A 22,157-nucleotide genomic window follows, 5' to 3' on the forward strand; every position below is an offset into this window, starting at 1 on the left:
GTACGGCACTGGCAGTACCGGGTGGTAGGAATGGCCGGTGAGCACATCCGTCCAGCAGGCGATCGCCGCGCTTCCGCTCCCCCCGGGATGGCGGTGGCGTGTCGATCTGCGCCATCGGCGCCGTTCGCTGGGCATCGAGGTCACACCGGACGGTGAGGTGCTCTTCGCCGTGCCTGCGGACGCCGACCCGTACGCCGTGGCGGCTGCTGTGCGAACCCGGTTGCCGCGTCTCGCGGAGGAAGTCAGACGCCGTCGCGAGCGCCCCGCCGAACCGGTGAAGGAGCTGATCAGCGGGAGCAGCTTTGCCTATCTCGGGCGGCGGTACCGGCTGCGGCGCGTCCCGTCGGCCGACGGCCGAAAAGTACGTATGCACCGGGGCTGGCTGGAGCTGCCGGAACCGACGAATGCCGAGGAGGGTGCGCGGAAGATCGCCGCCTGGTACACCGAGCGCGGCAGTGAATGGCTGCGTGCCCGTCTACCGTCTCTGGAAGCGCGTGTGGGGGCGGCGGCACGGAAAATCGCGATCGCCGACCTCGCCGATCGCTGGGGCGCGTGTACGCCGACGGGAGCCATCACGGTTCACTGGGCCGTCATACAGCTTCCTCCCCCTCTGGTCGATCTAGTCCTGGTGCATGAGTTGTGCCACTTGAAGGAGCCGGGCCATGGGCCTGGTTTCCGTAGGGAGATGCGGCTCGTGCTCTCGGACGCCGACCGACGCGAGCGGTGGTTCGCTGACGAGGAACCGCTGTTGTGGCGAGGGCGGGTTGGGTAAGCCGTGCCTGCCGAGACTGCCGGAATTCATCGGTCGTACGGCGGGAACTCATCGGTCCGACAGGGCGGTCCCCGACGTTCGCAGATCTACTCCACGACCTGGGTGTCGTAGAAGCACAGGTGCCCCTTGAGCTCCGCGACCTCCGGCTTCGGTTCGGGGTACGCCCACACGAGGTCGGGGGCGTCCGGGAGTGACCAGTACGAGGCCGTGCCCTTGAACGGGCAGTACGTGTGGGTCTCGGACGCGGTGAGCAGCTCCGTGCGTACATCCCCTTCGGGGATGTAGTACCGCGCGGGGCAACCCGTCTCGCGCAGCACCAGGGGACGGGTGCTCTCCGCGAGGACCTGTCCGTCGTGCACCACGCGTACGTGCTCGGCGCTCTGCTCGATGGTGATGCTGTGTCCCTCGGTCACGATTGACCCTCCTTGGGTGGCCGTCTCGTCGGGTACAGCGCAGGCTGCTGTTGTGTTCTTCCCCGTGGAGCCGTGCAGTGGAGGTGGTCATGCGAGCCGCGGATCGGTCCGGCCCGTCCAGTAACCGCAGGAACCGCAGGAGCCTCACCCACCAGCTACGTTACGCCCTGCGCTACCCCGAGCGTGTGCCCGCCCACACCAGGCGGGCCGCCCGTGACGCCTGGCTGCGGCTGAGGTACCGGCGCGACCACATCGGGTACTACCGGGCCGTGATGGCCTCCGACACCGCTCGCAGCGCCGAGGCGGCGGTGGGGCACAACCCGTCGCGCGAACGGTGGGCCCAGCTGGGCCGGATGCAGTTCGACTACCTCGTACGGCATGGGCTGCGACCGCACCACCGCATGCTGGAGATCGGCTGCGGGAACCTGCGCGCGGGGCGGCTGTTCATCGACCACCTGGAGAGCGGCCACTACTACGGGATCGACATCTCGCCGGACATCCTGCTCGCCGCCCAGGACACCCTCGTGCGCGAGGGGCTTCAGCCCAAGCTTCCCCACCTGGTGCTCGTCGACGACCTGACCCTCGCCTTCCTGCCCGACGCGCGCTTCGACGTGGTGCACGCGCACAGCGTCTTCTCGCACTCGCCGCCGCATGTCATCGAGGAGTGCTTCGCGCACGTCGGCCGAGTCCTCGCACCCGGCGGCTTCTTCGACTTCACCTTCGACCGCACCGAGGGCAGGGAGCACCAGGTCCTGCACGAGGACTTCTACTACCGGACCGAGACCCTCGTCGCCCTCGCCGCACGACACGGCCTGTCGGCCCGGCTCATGGAGGACTGGGAGGAGCTTCCGCACCGCCAGTCGAAGATGCGTGTGACCGCGCTGCCGGACGCCAGTTCGGACGCCAGCTCGGACGTCGGGTGCGAAGCCCGCTCGGAAGTCCGCTCGGAAGCCAGCCCGGATGTCAGTGGCGGCCCGTAGCGTGGGCGCATGAATATCTGCGTCTTCCTCTCGGCCGCCGACCTCGACGACCGTTACACCCGCCCCGCGCGCGAGTTCGCCAAGCTCCTCGGCAAGGGCGGGCACACGCTCGTGTGGGGCGGCTCGGACGTCGGGCTCATGAAGGTGGTCGCGGACGGGGTGCAGGAGGCCGGTGGGCGCCTGCTCGGCGTCTCCGTCGAGTTCCTCTCGGACAGGGCACGGCCCGGGACGGACGAGATGGTCGTCGCGCGCGACCTCGCCGAGCGCAAGCGGCTGCTCCTGGAGAAGGCCGACGCCGTGGTCATCATGGTCGGCGGCACCGGCACACTGGACGAGGCGACGGAGATCCTGGAGCTCAAGAAGCACGGCCACACGGACAAGCCGGTCGTGCTGCTCAACACGGCCGGTTTCTACGATGGCCTCAAGGAGCAGTTCCGGCGCATGGAGGACGAGGGCTTCCTGCCCCGCCCCCTTACGGACCTCGTCTTCTTCGCGGAGGAACCGGTGGGGGCGTTGGCGTACCTGGAGGAGAGCCAGGGCGTCGAATGACGCAAGGGTGATGCGAGCATGGCGGGCATGGCTACACATGTGATCACCGGAGCCGGCTCCGGTATCGGCGCGGCCGTCGCCCGCCGTCTGCACGCGCGTGGGGACGATCTCGTGCTGCACGCGCGTGACGCGGGCCGCGCCAAGGAGTTGGCGGCCCAGTTCCCCGGCGCGAGGACCCTGGTGGGTGACCTGGCGGAGCCGGACCGGCTGTCCTGGGCCTTCTCGCACCAGACGCTCCCGGACCGGGTCGACTCCCTGCTGCACATCGCGGGCGTGGTCGACCTGGGCCCGGTCGGCGAGCTGACCCCGAAGTCCTGGCGCCACCAGCTGAACGTCAACCTGATCTCCCCGGCCGAGCTGACCCGCCACTTCCTGCCCCAGCTGCGTGCCGCCCGCGGCCACGTGGTGTTCGTGAACTCGGGCGCCGGCCTGACCGCCCACGCCGACTGGTCCGCGTACGCGGCGTCGAAGCACGGCCTGAAGGCCCTGGCGGACTCGCTCCGTCACGAGGAGCACGCGGGCGGCGTCCGCGTCACCACGGTCTATCCCGGCCGCACCGCCAGTCCCATGCAGGCCAAGGTCCACCGGCAGGAGGGCAAGGAGTACGACGCGTCCCGGTGGATCGACCCGGAGTCGGTGGCGACGACGATCCTGATGGCTCTGGATCTGCCCAGGGACGCGGAGATCAATGACGTGACGGTACGACCGGGCCGCTGATGAGGGGGTGTGTCGCCCCCGCCACCCCTACCCGCCCCTTCCCCAGGGGCGCTGCCCCTTCGACCCCGCCAAGGGGCTCTGCCCCCTGGACCCCCGCTCCTCAACTTGAGTTCTAGTGTTCGCCCAAACGCCGGAGGGGCTGAAGTCAGACCGTCCGGCGTTTGAGGACGAGGCCGTTCAGGCCGACAGGCGGGGGTCTGGGGGCGGCAGCCCCCAGGGACGGGATGGGGCGGCGGGGGCGACAAGAGCCGGGGCCCGCACCAGCACCCGGGCCCAACGACCTACGTAGGCTTCACCACGTGAACGAGAACTTCAGCCTCGGCCCCGCCACCGGCATCGGCTCCATGCCGGGCACCGACGCCCGCGAGGCCGCCAAGACCGTCACCGGAACCTTCGAGGGCCCGGAGACGGGGATGCCGCACCTGCCCGAGCTACCCGCCCGCGGCCCCGGCGCCGACATGATCGGACGCACCGCCGGGATGCTCGTCGAGCTGTACGCGCGCGTGGAGCCCAGCGGCTGGCGGATCGGGGACCGGCCCGGCCGCGACACCAAGCGGGCGACGTCCTGGCTGGGGGAGGACCTCGACGCGCTGGAGGAGTTCACGCAGGAGTACGAGGGGCCGCTGAAGGTCCAGGCCGTCGGGCCATGGACGCTCGCCGCGGCACTGGAGCTGAGGAACGGCGAGGCGTTCCTGTCCGATCCCGGTGCCTGCCGGGATCTCGCCGGGTCCCTGGCCGAGGGGCTGCGGGCGCACATCGAGGACGTACGCCGGCGCGTGCCCGGCGCAGAGGTCGTGCTCCAGCTCGACGAGCCGTCCCTCGTCGCCGTCCTGCGCGGCCAGGTGAAGAGCGCCAGCGGCTACCGCACCCACCGCGCCGTGGACCGCCAGGTCGTCGAGGCGACGTTGCGGGACGTCATCGGCGCCCACGGCCCGGACGGCCCCGTCGTCGTCCACTCCTGCGCGCCCGACGTCCCCTTCGCACTGCTGCGCCGTGCCGGCGCCGCCGCGGTCTCGTTCGACTTCTCGCTGCTCACCGAGCGTGATGACGAGGCGATCGGGGAAGCCGTGGAGGCCGGCACGAGGCTGCTGGCCGGTGTGGTGCCGGGCACGGACGGCCCATTGTCAGACCCTGCCGGTAGCGTCATGGGTGTCAGGACGCTGTGGCGCAGGCTGGGGCTGAGTCCGGGGCTTCTCACGGACGCGGTCTCCGTCACGCCGTCGTGCGGACTCGCGGGCGCCTCCCCGGCGTACGCGCGCGCGGCGCTCGCCCACTGCGTCCGGGCGGCGAGATCCCTCGCGGACAACCCTGAGTAACGGGAGGACAACACGGTGGCCGGCGACAAGCAAGCGGAGACGGCGGTGCCCGCCGAGGCACGGGACAAGCACGCGCAGCTCGCTGAGCAGATCGAGGAGCACCGCTTCCGGTACTACGTGAAGGACGCCCCCGTCGTCAGCGACGCGGAGTTCGACAGGCTCCTGCGCTCACTGGAGGCACTGGAAGAGGCGTATCCCGAGCTGCGCACCCCCGACTCACCCACCCAGAAGGTGGCGGGCGCGTACGCGACGGACTTCACCGCCGTCCAGCACCGCCAGCGCATGCTCTCGCTCGACAACGCCTTCGACGACGAGGAACTCGCCGCCTGGGCCGAGCGGATCGCCAAGGAGGTCGGCACCTCCGAGTACCACTTCCTGTGCGAGCTCAAGGTCGACGGCCTAGCCGTCAACCTGACGTACGAGCACGGCCGCCTCACGCGCGCGGCGACCCGCGGCGACGGCCGTACGGGAGAGGACATCACTCCGAATGTCCGGACCATCGCGGACATTCCGGACCGTCTCCAGGGTGATCACATCCCCGATCTCGTGGAGATCCGCGGCGAGGTCTACTTCCCGATGGAGAAGTTCGAGGAGCTCAACGCCCGTCTGGTGGAGGCCGGTGACAAGCCCTTCGCCAACCCGCGGAACGCGGCGGCGGGTTCCCTGCGCCAGAAGGACCCGCGCGTCACCGCCACCCGCCCGCTCCACATGGTGGTCCACGGCATCGGCGCCCTGGAGGGCTCCGACGGCCTCACCCGCCTCTCCGAGGCGTACGACCTGCTGAAGACCTGGGGGCTCCCCACCTCCCCGCACAACAGGGTGGTGGACGACCTCGACGGTGTACGGGGGTTCATCGCGCACTACGGGGAGAACCGCCACTCCGTGGAGCACGAGATCGACGGCGTGGTCGTCAAGCTCGACGAGATCCGCCTCCAGGGCCGCCTCGGCTCCACGGCCCGCGCCCCGCGCTGGGCCATCGCGTACAAGTACGCACCGGAGGAGGTCAACACCAAGCTCATCAACATTCGTGTGGGTGTGGGCCGTACGGGGCGGGTGACGCCGTACGCGCAGGTGGAGCCGGTCACGGTGGCGGGCTCGGAGGTCGAGTTCGCCACGCTCCACAACCAGGACGTGGTCAAGGCCAAGGGCGTGCTGATCGGTGACACGGTCGTGCTGCGCAAGGCCGGTGACGTGATCCCGGAGATCCTCGGCCCGGTCGTCGACCTGCGGGACGGCAGCGAGCGCGAGTTCGTGATGCCGGCCGAGTGCCCCGAGTGCGGTACGGCGCTACGGCCCATGAAGGAGGGCGACGTCGACCTCCGCTGCCCGAACTCCCGTACCTGCCCGGCCCAGTTGCGCGAGCGGCTGTTCTACCTCGCGGGCCGCAAGGCGCTGGACATCGAGCACTTCGGATACGTCGCCGCCGCGGCCCTCACCAAGCCGCTGGAGCCGGCCGATCCGCCGCTGGTGGACGAGGGTGACCTGTTCGACCTCACCGTCGAGCAGCTGCTGCCCATCAAGGCGTACGTCCTGGACCAGGACAGTGGCCTGCCCAAGCGCGACCCGAAGACGGGCGAGGAGAAGATCGCCACGGTCTTCGCCAATCAGCAGGGCGAGCCCAGGAAGAACGCGGTGGCGATGCTGGAGAACATCGCGGCCGCCAAGGAGCGCCCGCTCGCCCGGGTCCTGACCGGTCTGTCGATCCGTCATGTCGGGCCGGTCGCGGCCGAGGCCCTGGCCCGCGAGTTCCGCTCGATCGACCGCATCCAGCAGGCCACCGAGGAGGAGCTGGCGAACACCGACGGCGTCGGCGCCATCATCGCGGCCTCGCTCAAGGAATGGTTCGCGGTCGACTGGCACCAGGAGATCCTCCGCAAGTGGAAGGCCGCCGGTGTCCGCATGGAGGAGGAAGGCTCCGGCGAGGACGAGGGCCCGCGCCCGCTCGAAGGGCTCACCGTCGTCGTCACCGGCACGCTGGAGCACCACACGCGTGACGGTGCGAAAGAGGCCCTGCAGAGCAGGGGCGCGAAAGTGACCGGTTCGGTTTCCAAGAAGACCTCATTCGTCGTAGTGGGTGACAACCCGGGGTCGAAGTACGACAAGGCGATGCAGCTCAAGGTGCCGGTCCTGAATGAGGAGGGCTTCGCCGTCCTGCTCGGGCAAGGGCCGGAAGCAGCAGCGGAAGTCGCGCTTCCGACCGAGGAGTAGCGGTTGAAGGCCACCCGTTCGGCGCATACCAGATGCATACGGGTGGCCGCGTCGCATTCGGGCAACCGTCGACGACCGCTGCCCGTGGAAGCCTTCCGCGGCCTACTGTTGGGATGTGCGCCTGCCGTGCCCGGACGCGTGGTGGGTTTTCAGACGCGGTGCCGTTGAGGGTTGTCGGGAGCATCGGGCCGCGCTGCGTGGGCACCGCCGGCTGTGAGAGGGACGGGAATGGAACCGACCGAGAGCGCCGCCCCGGACTCACGGCTGCGTCTGCGCCGGGTCCCCGGGGCATGGTTGACCAGCCGACGAGCGGGTGCAGGGCGATCGTCGGAGCGCGCGAACGGCGCTCCGGTGCGCGGCGACAACGCTGCCGCACGGGGCGCTGTGGTGCACAGCATGGGCGCGCACGGCACCGCGCACGCCGGCTCGGTGCATCAAGGCGCCCGGCGTGATACGGGACTCGCCGGACCCGAGTCCGAGCGGCACCTGTCGTGGCCCGCCGTGCCCGCGGCCGTCGTCGGGGTGGCCGGCGCGGTACTCGGTGCCGGCTTCTACCGGGCGTTCACCGGGCAGCACGCGCTCTTCCCGTCCGGCACGGCCGGCTGGTCGCTGGCCGTGCTGGCCGGCGTCATCGTCGGCCACCTGGTCGCGATGGGGCGCGCCCGCTGGTGGGGCGGCACCGGATCGGGCGCCGCGCTCACCCTCGCCGTCCTGCTGCTCTACGGCTGGGTGCCCGCCGGGATGGTCAGCCTCACCGTCGTCGTCCTCGTCGGCGCGGCGCGCCGGGGCCGCTGGCGGCAGGGCGTGCTGCACGGCGCCGTCGACATACTCGGCATCGGTGCCGGCGCGCTCGTGCTCGCCGCGTTCGGGCGTGTGCCCTCCGTCGAGTCACCGTGGACCCCCGCGAGTTGGAACGTCTACGCGGCTCCCCAGGTGGTGCTGGTCGCCACGGCGTACCTCGCGGTCACCCGCGGCCTGCTCTGGTACGTCCACGCGCCCCGCGGCGGCGGCGTCCCCACGGTCGCCCGCACGGCCCTGGTCCGACACGGCCTGGTCGCGGTCGCGCTGCTGGGCATCGCGCCACTCGTCTGTGTCGTCGCCGACGCCCAGCCCCTCCTGCTGCCGCTGTTCGCCATCCCCCTCATCGCGCTCGACTACACGCTGTGGATCGCCCGCGCCCGGGCGGAGGAACAACTGCGCGATCCGCTCACGGGGCTGCCGAACCGTCAGTGGCTGCTCGAACGGACCTGGACGGCGCTCGACGACGCGGAGCGGATCGGCGCGCGGGCGGCCCTGATGCTGATCGACATGGACCGCTTCCGAGCGGTGAACGACACACTCGGCCACCTTGCCGGTGACCGGCTGCTGCTGCAGATCGCCGACCGGCTGAAGCTGGCGCTGCCCCGCGGAGCGGAGGCAGCGCGGCTCGGCGGCGACGAGTTCGCCGTCTTACTGCCCGTGGCCGACTCCACGACGTCCGCGTCGCGGGTCGCCCGCAACCTCGTCGCCGCGCTCGGCTCGCCCCTCGACCTCGACGGGCTCACCCTCGTCCTGGAAGCCAGCGCCGGGGTCGCCGTCTTCCCCGACCACGCCCTCGACGCGGAGGGCCTGCTGCGCCGGGCGGACGTGGCGATGTACCAGGCGAAGCGGGACCGTACGGGGGTGGAGGTGTACGAGTCCAAGCGGGACTCCAACACTCCCGACCGCCTCGGTCTGCTGGGCGACCTCAGGCGCGCCCTGGACGCGCACGAGGTCGAGTTGCACTACCAGCCGAAGGTCGGCTTCGACGGGCAGGTGGCCGGTCTTGAGGCCCTGGTGCGGTGGGTGCACCCCGAGCGGGGCAAGGTCCCGCCGGACGAGTTCATAGCGATCGCCGAGTCGTCCGGGCTGATGCCGCACCTCACGGAGTACGTGCTGGAGACGGCGCTGGAGCAGGTCGCACGCTGGCGTGCCCAAGGGCTCTTCGTACCGGTCGCGGTGAACGTGTCGCCGAGGGACGTCCACACCCCCGGGTTCGCGGGGGCCGTCGCGGCGCGGCTCGCCCGGCACGGGGTCCCGGCGGGGGCCCTGCAACTGGAGATAACGGAACACGTGCTCCTGGAGGATCCGCAGCGGGCCGCGGACACCCTGGCCGGGCTCGCCGGGCACGGAGTGAAGATGTCGCTGGACGACTTCGGTACGGGGTACTCGTCGCTCGTGCACCTGCGCAGGCTGCCGGTGAGCGAGCTGAAGATCGACCGGTCGTTCGTGGCGCGGCTGGCCGTGGACACCGAGGACGCGGAGATCGTGCGGTGCACGGTCGATCTCGCCCACTCCCTCGGCCTCTTGGTGGTCGCCGAGGGCGTCGAGGACGACGAGACCTGGGAGCGGTTGCGGGACCTCGGGTGCGACGCGGTGCAGGGGTGGCTCGTCGCCGCCGCGATGCCTCCGGAGGAGACGACGGCGTGGTTGCGGGCGCGCGGATCGCGGGGATGGCAGCGCCCGGCGGCGGCGCTGCCGGCGACCACGGCGGAGGAGTAGGCCGGTCGCTGGAAGCAGCCCCTCCGGCGTTTGAGGAGCGAGGGTCCGGGGGCCGACCCCCCGAAAACGGGGCCGGGGCGGAGCCCCGACGGGGTCGCAGGGGCGGAGCCCTGGGACGGGACGGGTAGGGGCGGCGGGGCCGAGAACACCCCGGGGCGCACCCCGCCCCCGGCAAACCCGTGCGCACGCACCGCGCCCCGCCCCATAGGATTGGGCCAAACCACACACACTCACCCCAGAGGAATCGCTGCATGCCTGGCATCACGCGCGAGGAGGTCGCCCACCTCGCCCGGCTGGCGCGTCTGGAGCTGAAGCCCGAAGAGCTCGACCACTTCGCAGGCCAGCTGGACGACATCATCGGCGCGGTCGCCCGCGTCAGCGAGGTCGCCGACCAAGACGTACCGCCGACCTCGCACCCGCTGCCGCTGACGAACGTCATGCGCGCGGACGAGGTCCGTCCGTCGCTCACCCCCGAGCAGGCGCTCTCCGGCGCCCCGGCCCAGGAGCAGCAGCGTTTCAAGGTGCCGCAGATCCTGGGGGAGGACTGATCACGTCATGACCGACGCCATCATCAAGCTCACGGCGGCCGAGACCGCCGCGAAGATCGCCTCCGGCGAGCTCACCGCCGTAGCCGTCACCGAGGCCCACCTCGCCCGCATCGAGGCCGTCGACGAGAAGGTGCACGCCTTCCTGTACGTCGACCGCGAGGGCGCCCTGGCGCAGGCCCGCGCCGTCGACGAGAAGCGGGAGCGCGGCGAGAAGCTCGGCCCGCTCGCCGGTGTGCCGCTCGCCCTCAAGGACATCTTCACCACGGCCGGGATTCCGACGACCGTGGGATCGAAGATCCTCGAAGGCTGGATCCCGCCGTACGACGCCACCCTCACCAAGAGGCTCAAGGACGCCGACGTCGTCATCCTCGGCAAGACCAACATGGACGAGTTCGCCATGGGGTCCAGCACCGAGAACAGCGCGTTCGGGCCGACCGGCAACCCGTGGGACCTGACCCGGATCCCCGGCGGCTCCGGCGGCGGGTCCTCCGCCGCGCTCGCCTCCTTCCAGGCGCCCCTCGCCATCGGTACCGACACCGGTGGCTCCATCCGCCAGCCCGCCGCCGTCACCGGCACGGTCGGCGTGAAGCCGACCTACGGCGGGGTCTCCCGCTACGGCATGGTGGCGTTCTCGTCCTCCCTCGACCAGGGCGGCCCCTGTGCCCGCACGGTCCTGGACGCAGCCCTCCTGCACGAGGTCATCGGCGGGCACGACCCGCTCGACTCCACCTCCATCGACGCCCCCGTACCCCCCGTCGTCGAGGCCGCCCGCAACGGCTCGGTCGCCGGCATGCGCGTCGGCGTCGTCAAGCAGTTCCGCGGCGAGGGCTACCAGGCCGGCGTGGTGCAGCGGTTCGACGAGGCGGTGGCCCTCCTCAAGGAGCTGGGTGCCGAGATCGTCGAGCTGGACTGTCCGTCCTTCGACCTGGCGCTCTCCGCGTACTACCTGATCGCGCCCAGCGAGTGCTCCAGCAACCTCGCCCGGTTCGACGGCCTGCGCTACGGCCTGCGTACCGGCGACGACGGCACGCACTCCGCGGAGGAGGTCACCTCCCTCACCCGCGCGGAAGGCTTCGGGGCCGAGGTCAAGCGCCGGATCATGCTCGGCACGTACGCGCTGTCGAGCGGCTACTACGACGCGTACTACGGCTCCGCCCAGAAGGTCCGCACCCTCATCACCCGCGACTTCGAGAAGTCGTTCGAGAAGGTCGACGTGATCGTCTCCCCGACCACGCCCACCACGGCCTTCGCGATCGGTGAGCGCGCCGACGACCCGATGGCGATGTACCTCGCCGACCTGTGCACCATCCCGACCAACCTGGCGGGCAACGCCGCCATGTCCCTGCCCTGCGGCCTCGCGCCGGAGGACGGGCTGCCGGTCGGCCTGCAGATCATCGCCCCCGCGATGAAGGACGACCGCCTGTACAAGGTGGGCGCGGCCGTCGAGGCCGCCTTCGTGGAAAAGTGGGGGCACCCGCTTCTTGAGGAGGCTCCGTCGCTGTGAGTGCACTGACCAAGGCCAAGGGCTTCAAGAAGTCCAAGTCCGGTACGTACCTGTCCATGGCCGCCACCGCGTTCGGTGCGATCGGCGTCGCCAAACGGCTCAAGAAGGCCCGCGCCGAGAACGACACGCTGGTCCTGATCGACGCCACCGTGTCCGCCGCCGCCATCGTCACCGGCCTCGCCATCCTGTACCGCGAGCTGAAGCGGCTGGGCGACGACGACGTCCTGCTGGGCTGAGAGGGAAGTTTCACCGTGACCACCACGACCGACCTGGTGTCGTACGAGGACGCGCTGGCGTCGTACGACCCCGTCATGGGCCTTGAGGTCCATGTCGAACTCGGCACCAAGACCAAGATGTTCTGCGGGTGCTCCACCGAGCTCGGCGCCGCGCCCAACTCGCAGTCCTGCCCCACCTGCCTCGGCCTGCCCGGCGCGCTCCCGGTCGTCAACGCGACCGGCGTCGAGTCCGCGGTCAAGATCGGTCTCGCGCTGAACTGCGAGATCGCCGAGTGGTGCCGCTTCGCCCGGAAGAACTACTTCTATCCGGACATGCCGAAGAACTTCCAGACCTCCCAGTACGACGAGCCGATCGCCTTCAACGGCTACCTCGACGTGCAGCTGGAGGACGGCACGACCTTCCGCGTGGAGATCGAGCGCGCCCACATGGAGGAGGACACCGGCAAGTCGACGCACGTCGGCGGCGCCACCGGCCGTATCCATGGCGCGCAGCACTCGCTGCTCGACTACAACCGCGCCGGCATCCCGCTCATCGAGATCGTCACCAAGCCGATCGTCGGCGCCGGGGAGCGCGCCCCCGAGGTCGCGCGGGCGTACGTCGCCGAGCTGCGCGAGCTCATCAAGGCGCTCGGCGTCTCCGAGGCCCGTATGGAGATGGGCCAGATGCGCTGTGATGTGAACCTGTCGCTGATGCCCAAGGGCGGCGACACGTTCGGCACCCGGAGCGAGACCAAGAACGTCAACTCGCTGCGGTCCGTCGAGCGCGCCTGCCGGTTCGAGATCCAGCGCCACGCGGCCGTGCTGAGCGGCGGCGGCACGATCGTCCAGGAGACCCGCCACTTCCACGAGGACACGGGGTCCACCACCTCGGGCCGTGTGAAGGAGGAGGCCGAGGACTACCGGTACTTCCCGGAGCCCGACCTGGTGCCCGTCGCCCCGTCCCGCGAGTGGGTCGAGAAGCTGCGCGCCGGACTGCCCGAGCTGCCGCTCGCCCGCCGCAACCGGCTGCGCGAGGAGTGGGGTGTCACCGCGGTCGATATGCAGGCGATCCTGAACGCTGGTGCCATCGACCCGATCGTCGCCACCATCGAGGCGGGCGCCGACGCGGCCTCCGCCCGCAAGTGGTGGATGGGCGAGCTGGCCCGTACGGCCAACGAGACGGGCACCCACCTGGAGGCCCTGCCCATCACGCCCGAGCAGGTCGCCCGGGTCACCGCCCTGGTCGCCGAGGGCTCCCTCAATGACAAGCTGGCCCGGCAGGTCATCGAAGGCGTCCTCAAGGGCGAGGGCACCCCGGACGAGGTCGTCGAGAAGCGCGGTCTGAAGGTCGTCTCCGACGAGGGCGCCCTGACCGCCGCCGTCGACGAGGCCATCGCGGGCAACCCCGCCATCGCGGACAAGATCCGTGGTGGCAAGGTCGCCGCGGCCGGTGCCCTCGTGGGTGCCGTCATGAAGGCCACCCGCGGCCAGGCCGACGCGGCCCGGGTCAAGGAGCTCATCCTGGAGAAGCTCGGCGTCAGCGAGGGCTGATCCGCGGCATCCGCGGCCCGTACGTCCCCAGTGGGGCGACGAAGGGGGCGGTACATCGACCACTCCGATGTACCGCCCCCTAGGTGTGTCCGCGGGATCCGCTGTGCACAGGGACCAGCGCCGCCGCCGCGGAAATTTCCAGCACGGAGAGAGCCCCCCGTGCGACCATCCCCGGGCAGCGAGCGGACGGTGACAATCCGGCCACCGGCGACGAGCTCGATGACGAACCGGTCGTACTGGCTAAGGAGCGGCAAGAGGATGTACGCGATATCTCTGGGTGACGACGGCGCCGAACTGCGGCCCCTGGAACCCTGGCACGCCGAGGAGTTCCTCGCCCATCTCGACCGGGGGCGCGAGTTCATCGGGCAGCACATCCCGTTCGGCGCCAAGGCCATCGACGTCGACTCCGCGCGCGAGCTCCTCCAGTCGTACGCCGACAAGCGCGCCGCCGACACCGGCAGCCTGCACGGGCTGTGGCTGGAGGGCAAGCTCGTCGGCGGTGTGCTCTTCCGGATCTTCGACGCCGCGAACGGCACCTGCGAGGTCGGCTGTTGGCTTGAACCAGCCGCCACGGGGCGGGGCTTGATCACACGCGCCATGCGCGTCCTCATCGACTGGGCGGTTGACGAGCGCGGCATCCACCGTGTGGAGTGGTTGGCGTCGTCCGCCAACGAACCGAGCATCAACGTGGCGCGGCGACTGGGCATGAGCCGCGACGGTGTCCTCCGGCAGAGCTACCCGTACCGGGGAGTACGCCAGGACACCGAGGTGTGGTCGATCCTCGCGCCCGAGTGGCGAGAGGCACGCGCGCGTACGGAACGATGACGCCCACGCGCACGCGTACTGCTCACAACGATCATTAAGAGACTTCTCAGAGAGCGTCCGTACGGTGCGAGGCATGGGTTCGAAGACAGTGGATGAGGCCGGGGTCGAGACCGGCGCAGAGGCACAGCGCGACAAGGAGACGGTGGACGTCACCAAGGAGGCCCCTGAGGCCAAGGAGAACACTTCGGCGGAGTCCGCCGTCGACGAGACGGACGCTTCCGACGACCTGGCCGAGGAGCAGGCCGACGAGCAGGACGAGGCCGCCGACGGGAAGGGTGCCTCCGGCGCCTCCGCCGGGGTCGGCCAGGGCGCGGCGGCCATCGTCTCCGCCGGGCTCGGGCTGGTCTCGCTGACGGGCAGCTGGATCGGCACGATCGCGCAGGCCCGCGAGTCGCTGTACGGCCAGCTGGAGGCCGCGCAGGGCGTGAGCGTCGCCACACAGATCAAGCAGGTGTACGCCGACTCCTGGAACGCCAACGCCCTGGTGGCAGGAGTGTTCGCGCTGATCGCCCTGCTGGTGGGCGTCGCCGTGCTGGTCCGGCCCGCGTTCGGCGACCCCGACCGGGCGCCGCAGACACCCTGGATCAAGTCGGTCGCCTGGGCGGGCGTCTCGCTCGGCTTCCTCGGCCTGGTCCTGGCCGCCGTGAAGTACTCTGACATCCTGCTCTCCACACCCACGGTGGGGTGACCCCGCCGCACGAGGAGACTTGTCCCCGCAGCTCTGAGGGGCCTTAGGTCCGCCGTCCATGTCTTACGGCGGACCTAAGGCCCCTCGCGCGTGCAAGATGCGGAACTCTCCCGATGCGGCACACCTCCCTTGGAGACGAAGGTTGGGGGCATCGCAGCAAGCGAGCCCGAAACCGACGCTTCACGAGGAGTAAGAGATGTTCGCGTACGAGCTCCAGCAGATCCGGTCCGCCGAGCTGATCCGCGAGGCCGCCGAGTACCGGATCGCCCGGGAGGCCCGCCGCGCCGGCCGCGAGGCGTCCCGGCAGCACGACGCCGAGAGGGGGTTGCATAGTCCCCGCCCCCGTCGGCACCGGCTCGCCCGCCCGGCGTGAGCGCCCCACGGGAGGAAGGCCGCGCGGGGGGCGGCCTTCCTCCCGGGAAGGAGCCCGTCCGTGCGAGCGCCCCGCAGGCTCGTGGCGGCGCCGTTGTGCCGATATTCGGTGCCGCGCTGTCAGACCTGCATGCGATGCTCGGCAGCGTGGAGATGAGATCGGTCAGCCCGGTGTTCGTCGGCCGTGCCGACGAACTGGAGGTGTTGCACGACGCGCTCGCCCGCGCCGCCGCGGGGGAGCCGCAGGCGCTCCTGCTCGGTGGCGAGGCCGGGGTCGGCAAGACGCGCCTGGTCGAGGAGTTCGCCACCGCCGCCTGCCGCGAGGGCGCGGTCGTCGTGCTCGGCGGCTGCGTCGAGATCGGCGCCGACGGACTGCCGTTCGCGCCGTTCTCCACCGCCCTGCGCTCCCTGCGCCGACAACTCCCCGACGAGGTGGCCGCCGCGGCCGACGGGCAGGAGGCCGAGCTGGCCCGGCTCCTGCCCGAGCTGGGCGAGGCGCCCCGCCGGCTCGACGGCCGGCACGACGAGGAAGGCACGGCCCGCCTCTTCGAACTCACCGCCCGCCTTCTGGAGCGCGTCGCCGCGAACCGCACGGTCGTCGTCGGCCTGGAGGACCTGCACTGGGCCGACGCCTCCACCCGCCACCTCCTCGCCTACCTGTTCCGCACCCTGCGCACCGGCCGCCTGGTCGTCGTCGCCACCTACCGCGCCGACGACATCCACCGCCGCCACCCGCTGCGCCCGCTGCTGGCCGAGCTGGACCGCCTGCGTACGGTCCGCCGCGTCGAACTGCGCCGCTTCAACCGCGCCGAGGTCGCCCGCCAACTCGCCGGAATCCTCGCGTCCGAACCCGACCCGGCCCAGGTCGACGAGATCTTCGAACGCTCCGACGGCAACGCGTTCTTCGTCGAGGAACTGGCCGTCGCGGCCCACGAGGGCTGCTGTACCGGCCTCACCGACTCCCTGCGGGACCTGCTCCTCGTACGCGTCGAGGGGCTGCCCGAGGACGCCCAGCGCGTGGCCCGGATCGTCGCCGAGGGCGGCTCCACCGTCGAGTACGGCCTGCTGGCGGCCGTGGCCCGGCTCCCCGAGGACGACCTCATCGAGGCGCTGCGTGCCGCTGTCGGCGCCAACATCCTGCTCGCCGTGCCCGACGGCGACGGCTACCGCTTCCGGCACTCCCTGGTCCGAGAGGCGGTCAGCGACGACCTGCTGCCCGGCGAGCGCTCCCGCCTCAACCGCCGGTACGCCGAAGCGCTGGAGGCCGACCCGACGCTCGTCCCGGCCGACGGCCGCGCCACCCGCCTGGCCAGCTACTGGTACCACGCCCACGACGCCGCGAAGGCCCTCCCCGCCGTCCTCCACGCCTCCGTGGAGGCCCGCGGCCGCCACGCCCACTCCGAGCAACTGCGGCTCCTGGAGCGGGCGATGGAGCTGTGGGAGGCCGCCCCCGACGCCGTACGGGACGGACTGCGCCCCGCCGACCACACCGAGGTCTACCCTCCGTGCGGCTGCGACCCGGCCACCATGCCCCTGCGCTACCTCGACCTCATGGCCGAGGCCGCCGTCGCGGGCCGGCTGTGCGGGGAGCGGGAGCGCGCCCTGAAGATCACCAAGCGGGCGCTGCACCTCCTGGAGGAGGACGGCGACCCCCTGCGCGCGGCCTGGTTCTGGGTGCAGCGTTCCCTGCTGGTGCAGGGCCTGGCCCGGGGTGACGGGTGGAAGGAACTCGCCACCGCGCAGGAACTGGTGCGCGGGCTGCCCCCCTCCGAGGTGCACGCCGAGGTACTGGCCATGGTCGCGGGCTGGTCCATGCTCCACGCACCCGGACCCGAGGCGCTCTCCGACGCCCAGCGCGCCGTCGAGTACGCGCGCATGGTCGGCGCCGAGGACATCGAGCTGAACGCACGCCTCACACTCGGCACCCTGATGGTCGACGCGGGGGACGTCGAGGCCGGGCTCGCCGAGATGTACGCGGTCACGGACCAGGTGGAGAAGCGCTCCCTGACCGCGGTCGTGGGCCGCAGCCATGTGAACCTGCCGGCGGCCCTGGAGAGCGTCGGCCGCTCCAGGGAAGCCATCGAGGTGCTGCGGAAGGGCCTCGAACTCACCCGCGGGATGGGCCTGTCGGAGTCGGAGACCTTGGTCTGGAGCAACCTCTCCGAGTCGCTGTTCCCCCTGGGCCGCTGGGACGAGGCCGCCGAGGCCGCGGTGAACGCGATCAGCGGAGGACAGAGCGCGAAGCCACGCGCCGGCGGCTCCCTGCACCTCACGAACGTCGAGCTCGCCCGGGGGGACGTGGCCGATGCCGCCCGCCATCTGGCCGACGCCCGCGCCTTCTACGGCACCCACGACCCGCAGCCCCAGAACGACATCCCGCTGGCCGCCCTGACCATCGGCGTGGCCGCCGCCGAGGGCCGGCTCCTCGACGCCCGCGCCGAACTGCGCCGGGCCCTGGACGCCGGCTTCCTACCCGGCATGCAGCGCTATGCCTGGCCCCTGTTGCTGGCCGCGGTCACGGCCGAGGCCGACGCCCGCGGTCTGCCCGTCGCCGACGAAGGGCGCGCCGAGGTCCTGTCGGACACCTTCGAAGCCGTCAAGAAGCTCACCACCGGCGCGCCGGTCTGGCTCGCGTACGAGAGATGGGTGCGGGCCGAACTCCGCTGGGCCGAGGGTGTGCTGGAGCCGGGGACCTGGTCCGAGGTCGTGGCCGCCTTCGAACCGCTGGAGCGGCCGTACGACCTCGCCCGCGTCCGGTACCGGCTCGCCGAGGCGCTTCTGCTGAGCGGCGCCGGCCAGGAGGTCCGGGACCGCGTGACGGAACTCCTCCGGCTGGCCGCCGCCGTCGCCGACCACCTGGGAGCCCGCCCGCTCGCCGACTCGGTCGCCCGGCTCGCCCAGCGCGCACGGCTGACCCTGGCCCGTGTCCCCGAGCGGTCCGCCCTGGCTCCCGACGACCCCGTCGAGGCCCTGGGCCTCACCAGCCGCGAGCGCGACGTCCTCCGCCTGGTCGCCGTCGGCCGCAGCAACCGCCAGATAGCCGAGGAACTTTTCATCTCCCCCAAGACGGCCAGCGTCCACGTCTCCAACATCCTCGCCAAGCTGGGCGTCTCGGGCCGGGGCGAGGCGGCGGCCCTGGCACATCGACTGCGGTTGTTTCCGCCGGGGGAGGAGGAACAGACGGCAGCGGGATAATGCTTCCCAAGCCGTCAACGGTGAGGACGTCCGCTGAGACGAGGGCCGGTGCGGCCGGCCCGGGGAGGTGCCCGTGTTCAACGCCTTCGAGGAACTGTTCGCACCCGGACACAAGCACACCAGCGATGAACGCAATCGCCTGGAGATGACCTTGGAGGACGTCGGCGACAGCGATCCCGGGCTGGGGCCGATAGACCTGGAGTCGGGCAAGGCCGTCATACGCCCACCCGTGAGGCTCCACGACGAGTCGGAGCCCAACGAGGAGGAACCCGGCGAGGATTGAGTTCCCTGGTGGTGCGTGAGGGTGCGGTGCTCCCCTCCGGCTACTTCACCTCCAGCTCAAGGATCTTGTCGTCCCCCTTCTCAGGCGAGCCCCGGCCGTCCGTTTCGCTCGTGACCAGCCACAGCCTGTCGCCGCCCGCGGAAACGACCGTGCGGAGGCGTCCGTACTCGTCCTTCAGGAAGGCCTGGGGGTCCGCGGAGAGCTCGGTGCCCTTCAGCGGGATGCGCCACAGGCGCTTGCCGCGCAGGCCGGCCATCCAGACCGAGCCCTCGGCCATGGCGATGCCGCTCGGCGAGGCCTCCGCCACGCCCCACTGGGCGACCGGATCGACGAAGCCGGACCTGCCCTCCTTGCCCTCGACGTCCGGCCAGCCGTAGTTGCCGCCCGGCTTGATCTGGTTCAGCTCGTCCCAGGCTTTCTGGCCGAACTCCGACGCCCACAGGCGCTGTTTGCTGTCCCAGGCCACGCCTTGCACATTGCGGTGGCCGTACGAGTACACGAGTGAGTCGGCGAAGGGATTGCCCGGGGCGGGCTCGCCTTCCGGAGTCATACGCAGGATCTTGCCGCCGAGGGACTTCTTGTCCTGCGCCAGCGGGCCCTCGTACCGCTCGCCCGTCGTCGCGTACAGCATCCGGTCGGGGCCGAAGGCCAGGCGGCCGCCGTTGTGGTTCGTGCCCTTCGGGATGCCACGCACGACCGTGTCGGGGGCGCCCAACTGCTCACCCGGCGGCTTCTCCGGGGCGTACAGCATGCGCACGATGCGGTTGTCCGACTCCGAGGTGAAGTACGCGTAGATCATGTGGTCCGACGCGTAGTCCGGGGAGATCGCGAGGCCCAGGAGACCGCCCTCGCCGCCGGGGGAGACCCCGGGGACCTCGCCGATCTCCGTCTTCTTGCCGGTCTTCTCGTCGACAAGCGTGATCGTGCCCTCGTCCCGTGAGGACACCAGCAGTCCCCCCTCGGGGAGCGGAGCCAGGCCCCAGGGGCTCTTCAGGCCCTCGGTGACCGTGCGCACCACGGTGACCGAGCCCTTCGCGGGCGGGGCGTCCTCCGGGGCGGACTCCTCCGACGACGCCCCCGGCCCCGTACTGTTCGCGGCCGAGGTTCCGCCGGAGCCCGGCTCCTCCCCCTCGCCGGAGGAACAACCGGACGTCACCAGTAGCACGGCCGCGGCCAACACGGCCGTCACAGCTCGACGTTGCACGATCAAGATCCCTTCGACGCGGAGCCACTACTGTTCTTACACCGCGAGCGCCCCACAGGTTCCAGCTCCGGCGGATCAAGACAACTTCTCAACCGGAACATTCTCTTCCTGACGACCACCGAGGGCCTCTTCGGGACCGGTGCTCTCAGTCCCAGGAACCCTGGGCCGGCGGCAGGGCCGCGAGCTCCGCCAGATCCTCCGGGGACAGGCGGAGACCGCCGGCGGACGCGTTCTCCGTCACCCAGCGTTCCTGCTTGGCGCCGGGGACCGGTACGACGTGGGGGCCCTGGGCGAGCACCCAGGCGAGGGCCACGTGAGCCGGAGTCACCAGATCGCCATGGCGTGCCGCAACCCTGCGCAACCCCGCCACGATCGGCTGGTTGGCCGCCATCATCTCGGCCGTGAAACGAGGGTGACGGGCGCGCATGTCATCGGGTTCGAAGCCCTCGCCCGGCGTCAGCGTGCCGGTGAGGAAGCCGTTGCCCAGGGGCATCGCGGCGAGAAGGCCCACGCCGTGTGCCGTGCACCAGGGAAGGAGCGCGTCGAGAGCGTCGGGCGACCACACCGACAGTTCCGCCTGGACCGCGCTGACCGGGAAGACCTGCTGGACACGCTCCAGTTGGCGGATCGTTCCGTCGTGCAGCCCCGACCCGGCCCGGCGTACGGCCCTCGCGCCCACCGCGCACAGGCCCAGCGCCCGCACCTTCCCCGCCCGGACGAGCTCCGCCATCGCGCCCCAGGTCTCCTCGACCGGCACCTCCGGGTCCGCGCGGTGCAACTGGTAGAGGTCGATGACGTCGGTCTGGAGGCGGCGGAGGGAGGCGTCACAGGCGCGCTTCACATAGCCGGGGCGGCCGTTCGCCACGATGTGCTGCTCGCCGACCAGCAGGCCGACCTTCGTCGACACGAAGGCCTCCGCGCGGCGTTCCTTCAGGACCCGGCCCACCAGGAGCTCGTTCGTGAACGGTCCGTACATGTCGGCCGTGTCCAGGAGGGTGGAGCCGAGGTCGAGCGCACGGTGCAGCGCTCGCAGCGACTCGTCACCCCGCTGCCGCGACCCGCAGTACGCCCAGCTCATCGGCATGCACCCGAGCCCCACCGCCCCCACCGCGAGCGACGCCGCGCCGATCGTCCTGCGCTCCACCTGGCCTTGCCCTCCCTCTCCTGGCACCCCAAACTAACCAATGCGGCCCAGGACACTTCGCATAGCCTCCTGGGCATGACTGGTGACGTGTGGCTTCCGTTCGGCGCCGACGAGATCGAGGGGCTCCCTGATGGGCCCAACTACCGATATTGGGACGGTGACCAGGAGTTTCCCGGTGATCCGGGCGACTGCGTCTTTTACGTCGTGCCCTATATGAAGGGGCCCGTGATCTCCCAGCGGCCACTTCCCGACATGACGGCCGTCCAGGTCGTGCAGACGCTCACCGCCGGCATCGACCACGTCGAGCCGGGCCTGAGGCACCTGCGCCCCGGAGTGCGGCTGTGCAACGCGCGCGGGGTGCACGAGGCCAGCACGGCCGAGCTCGCCCTCACCCTGATACTCGCCTCGCTGCGGGGCGTCCCCGACTTCGTCCGCGCGCAGGAGCGTCAGGAGTGGCGGAGCGGGTTCCGTCCGGCGCTGGCCGACAAGTCCGTGCTCATCGTGGGGTACGGGTCGATCGGCGCCGCCCTCGAGGACCGGCTCGCACCTTTTGAACTCGCGCGGGTGGCGCGCGTCGCGCGCTCAGAACGCACCACGGCACGCGGACCGGTGCACCCGCTCACCGAACTGCCCTCCCTGCTGCCCGAAGCGGACGTCGTCGTCCTGTCGACGCCCCTCACGGACACCACGCGCGGCCTGGTGAACGCCGGGTTCCTGGCCCGTATGAAGGACGGAGCGCTGCTCGTGAACGTCGCGCGCGGAGCCGTCGTCGACACCACGGCGCTCCTCGCCGAGCTGGAGAGCGGGCGCCTCACGGCGGCCCTGGACGTCACCGATCCCGAGCCGTTGCCCAAGGGACATCCCTTGTGGCACGCGCCCGGCGTGCTTATCAGTCCCCATGTCGGCGGCCCCACGTCCGCCTTCCGGCCTCGCGCGAAGAGGCTTCTGGCGGACCAGTTGAATCGGTTCGTGAACCGGCAGCCGCTGCGAAACGTGGTCCTTATGACAGGCGATACGGCTGACGGCTAATCCACTTCGGGCACCCTCCGCAGTCCCCCGGATGCGGATGGTGTCCGTATCGCCGTTGATCGTCACGGAGCGTAGAGGAGCTATGTCCCTGAGTGACGAGACTGGTGTATCGTCCCGACAGGGG

At 71.1% G+C, this 22,157-nt stretch carries 20 protein-coding genes; 17 read left to right on the top strand and 3 right to left on the bottom strand.

Annotation, left to right across the window (positions count from 1 at the left end; genetic code table 11):
• Nucleotides 1-37 precede the first annotated feature (37 nt).
• Nucleotides 38-772 carry a M48 family metallopeptidase gene (locus tag IE262_RS17375; RefSeq protein ID WP_189874699.1) on the top strand — a complete coding sequence of 245 codons (735 nt, stop codon included), beginning with the start codon at nucleotides 38-40 and terminating at the stop codon, nucleotides 770-772.
• 86 nt (nucleotides 773-858) lie between these two features.
• On the opposite strand, the gene IE262_RS17380 is transcribed toward IE262_RS17375, so the two are convergent.
• Entirely contained in the window at nucleotides 859-1,185 is a 327-nt protein-coding gene (locus IE262_RS17380) for a DUF427 domain-containing protein (RefSeq protein WP_189874701.1), read from the bottom strand.
• A gap of 89 nt (nucleotides 1,186-1,274) precedes the next feature.
• On the opposite strand from IE262_RS17380, the gene IE262_RS17385 reads away from it, so the two are divergent.
• The 15 genes from IE262_RS17385 (at nucleotide 1,275) to IE262_RS17455 (ending at nucleotide 18,656) form a co-directional block, all read left to right on the top strand.
• Nucleotides 1,275-2,165 carry a class I SAM-dependent DNA methyltransferase gene (locus IE262_RS17385; protein ID WP_189874703.1) on the top strand — a complete coding sequence of 297 codons (891 nt, stop codon included), beginning with the start codon at nucleotides 1,275-1,277 and terminating at the stop codon, nucleotides 2,163-2,165.
• A gap of 9 nt (nucleotides 2,166-2,174) precedes the next feature.
• Nucleotides 2,175-2,714, top strand: a complete 540-nt coding sequence (locus tag IE262_RS17390; protein ID WP_134036222.1) for an LOG family protein — start codon at nucleotides 2,175-2,177, stop codon at nucleotides 2,712-2,714.
• Between the two features lie 18 nt (nucleotides 2,715-2,732).
• Nucleotides 2,733-3,431: an SDR family oxidoreductase gene (locus IE262_RS17395; RefSeq protein ID WP_189874705.1), complete on the top strand. Its 699-nt coding sequence runs from the start codon at nucleotides 2,733-2,735 to the stop codon at nucleotides 3,429-3,431.
• A 299-nt stretch (nucleotides 3,432-3,730) separates the two neighbouring features.
• A complete protein-coding gene (locus IE262_RS17400; protein ID WP_134036231.1) occupies nucleotides 3,731-4,747 on the top strand; it encodes a methionine synthase in 1,017 nt (338 codons plus the stop codon).
• Nucleotides 4,748-4,762: 15 nt separating this feature from the next.
• Nucleotides 4,763-6,955, top strand: coding sequence for an NAD-dependent DNA ligase LigA (gene ligA, locus IE262_RS17405; protein WP_189874710.1), 2,193 nt, complete (start codon nucleotides 4,763-4,765; stop codon nucleotides 6,953-6,955).
• Nucleotides 6,956-7,183: 228 nt separating this feature from the next.
• Nucleotides 7,184-9,475 carry a putative bifunctional diguanylate cyclase/phosphodiesterase gene (locus IE262_RS17410; protein ID WP_134036237.1) on the top strand — a complete coding sequence of 764 codons (2,292 nt, stop codon included), beginning with the start codon at nucleotides 7,184-7,186 and terminating at the stop codon, nucleotides 9,473-9,475.
• Between the two features lie 251 nt (nucleotides 9,476-9,726).
• Nucleotides 9,727-10,023 (top strand): Asp-tRNA(Asn)/Glu-tRNA(Gln) amidotransferase subunit GatC, encoded by a 297-nt coding sequence (gene gatC / locus IE262_RS17415; RefSeq protein WP_018531282.1) that lies wholly within the window; start codon nucleotides 9,727-9,729, stop codon nucleotides 10,021-10,023.
• Between the two features lie 7 nt (nucleotides 10,024-10,030).
• Entirely contained in the window at nucleotides 10,031-11,527 is a 1,497-nt protein-coding gene (gene gatA / locus IE262_RS17420) for an Asp-tRNA(Asn)/Glu-tRNA(Gln) amidotransferase subunit GatA (protein WP_134036240.1), read from the top strand.
• Entirely contained in the window at nucleotides 11,524-11,763 is a 240-nt protein-coding gene (locus tag IE262_RS17425) for a hypothetical protein (protein WP_131558269.1), read from the top strand. Before gatA ends, IE262_RS17425 begins: the two co-directional genes overlap by 4 nt.
• Nucleotides 11,764-11,778: 15 nt before the next feature.
• On the top strand, nucleotides 11,779-13,293 hold the full coding sequence (gene gatB, locus IE262_RS17430) for an Asp-tRNA(Asn)/Glu-tRNA(Gln) amidotransferase subunit GatB (RefSeq protein WP_134036243.1): 1,515 nt from the start codon (nucleotides 11,779-11,781) through the stop codon (nucleotides 13,291-13,293).
• Nucleotides 13,294-13,551: 258 nt separating this feature from the next.
• Nucleotides 13,552-14,118, top strand: a complete 567-nt coding sequence (locus tag IE262_RS17435; protein WP_189874712.1) for a GNAT family N-acetyltransferase — start codon at nucleotides 13,552-13,554, stop codon at nucleotides 14,116-14,118.
• Between the two features lie 73 nt (nucleotides 14,119-14,191).
• Nucleotides 14,192-14,806, top strand: coding sequence for a hypothetical protein (locus IE262_RS17440; protein WP_189874714.1), 615 nt, complete (start codon nucleotides 14,192-14,194; stop codon nucleotides 14,804-14,806).
• Nucleotides 14,807-15,002: 196 nt separating this feature from the next.
• Nucleotides 15,003-15,179 (top strand): hypothetical protein, encoded by a 177-nt coding sequence (locus IE262_RS17445; RefSeq protein WP_166681632.1) that lies wholly within the window; start codon nucleotides 15,003-15,005, stop codon nucleotides 15,177-15,179.
• A gap of 134 nt (nucleotides 15,180-15,313) precedes the next feature.
• Nucleotides 15,314-18,373: a helix-turn-helix transcriptional regulator gene (locus IE262_RS17450; RefSeq protein ID WP_189875014.1), complete on the top strand. Its 3,060-nt coding sequence runs from the start codon at nucleotides 15,314-15,316 to the stop codon at nucleotides 18,371-18,373.
• Nucleotides 18,374-18,446: 73 nt separating this feature from the next.
• A complete protein-coding gene (locus tag IE262_RS17455; RefSeq protein WP_134036255.1) occupies nucleotides 18,447-18,656 on the top strand; it encodes a DUF6191 domain-containing protein in 210 nt (69 codons plus the stop codon).
• A 40-nt stretch (nucleotides 18,657-18,696) separates the two neighbouring features.
• Here IE262_RS17455 and IE262_RS17460 read toward each other — a convergent pair whose 3' ends face one another.
• Together IE262_RS17460 and IE262_RS17465 are read right to left on the bottom strand one after the other, a co-directional pair.
• Nucleotides 18,697-19,845: a PQQ-dependent sugar dehydrogenase gene (locus tag IE262_RS17460; protein WP_189874716.1), complete on the bottom strand. Its 1,149-nt coding sequence runs from the start codon at nucleotides 19,843-19,845 to the stop codon at nucleotides 18,697-18,699.
• 160 nt (nucleotides 19,846-20,005) lie between these two features.
• Nucleotides 20,006-21,004, bottom strand: coding sequence for an aldo/keto reductase (locus IE262_RS17465; RefSeq protein ID WP_134036261.1), 999 nt, complete (start codon nucleotides 21,002-21,004; stop codon nucleotides 20,006-20,008).
• 75 nt (nucleotides 21,005-21,079) lie between these two features.
• Here IE262_RS17465 and IE262_RS17470 point away from each other — a divergent pair, with 75 nt between their 5' ends.
• Nucleotides 21,080-22,033, top strand: coding sequence for a 2-hydroxyacid dehydrogenase (locus tag IE262_RS17470; protein WP_189874718.1), 954 nt, complete (start codon nucleotides 21,080-21,082; stop codon nucleotides 22,031-22,033).
• Nucleotides 22,034-22,157 lie beyond the last annotated feature (124 nt).

It is taken from the genome of Streptomyces bluensis (genome assembly GCF_014650715.1).
In the GTDB taxonomy this organism is placed as follows: domain Bacteria; phylum Actinomycetota; class Actinomycetes; order Streptomycetales; family Streptomycetaceae; genus Streptomyces; species Streptomyces bluensis.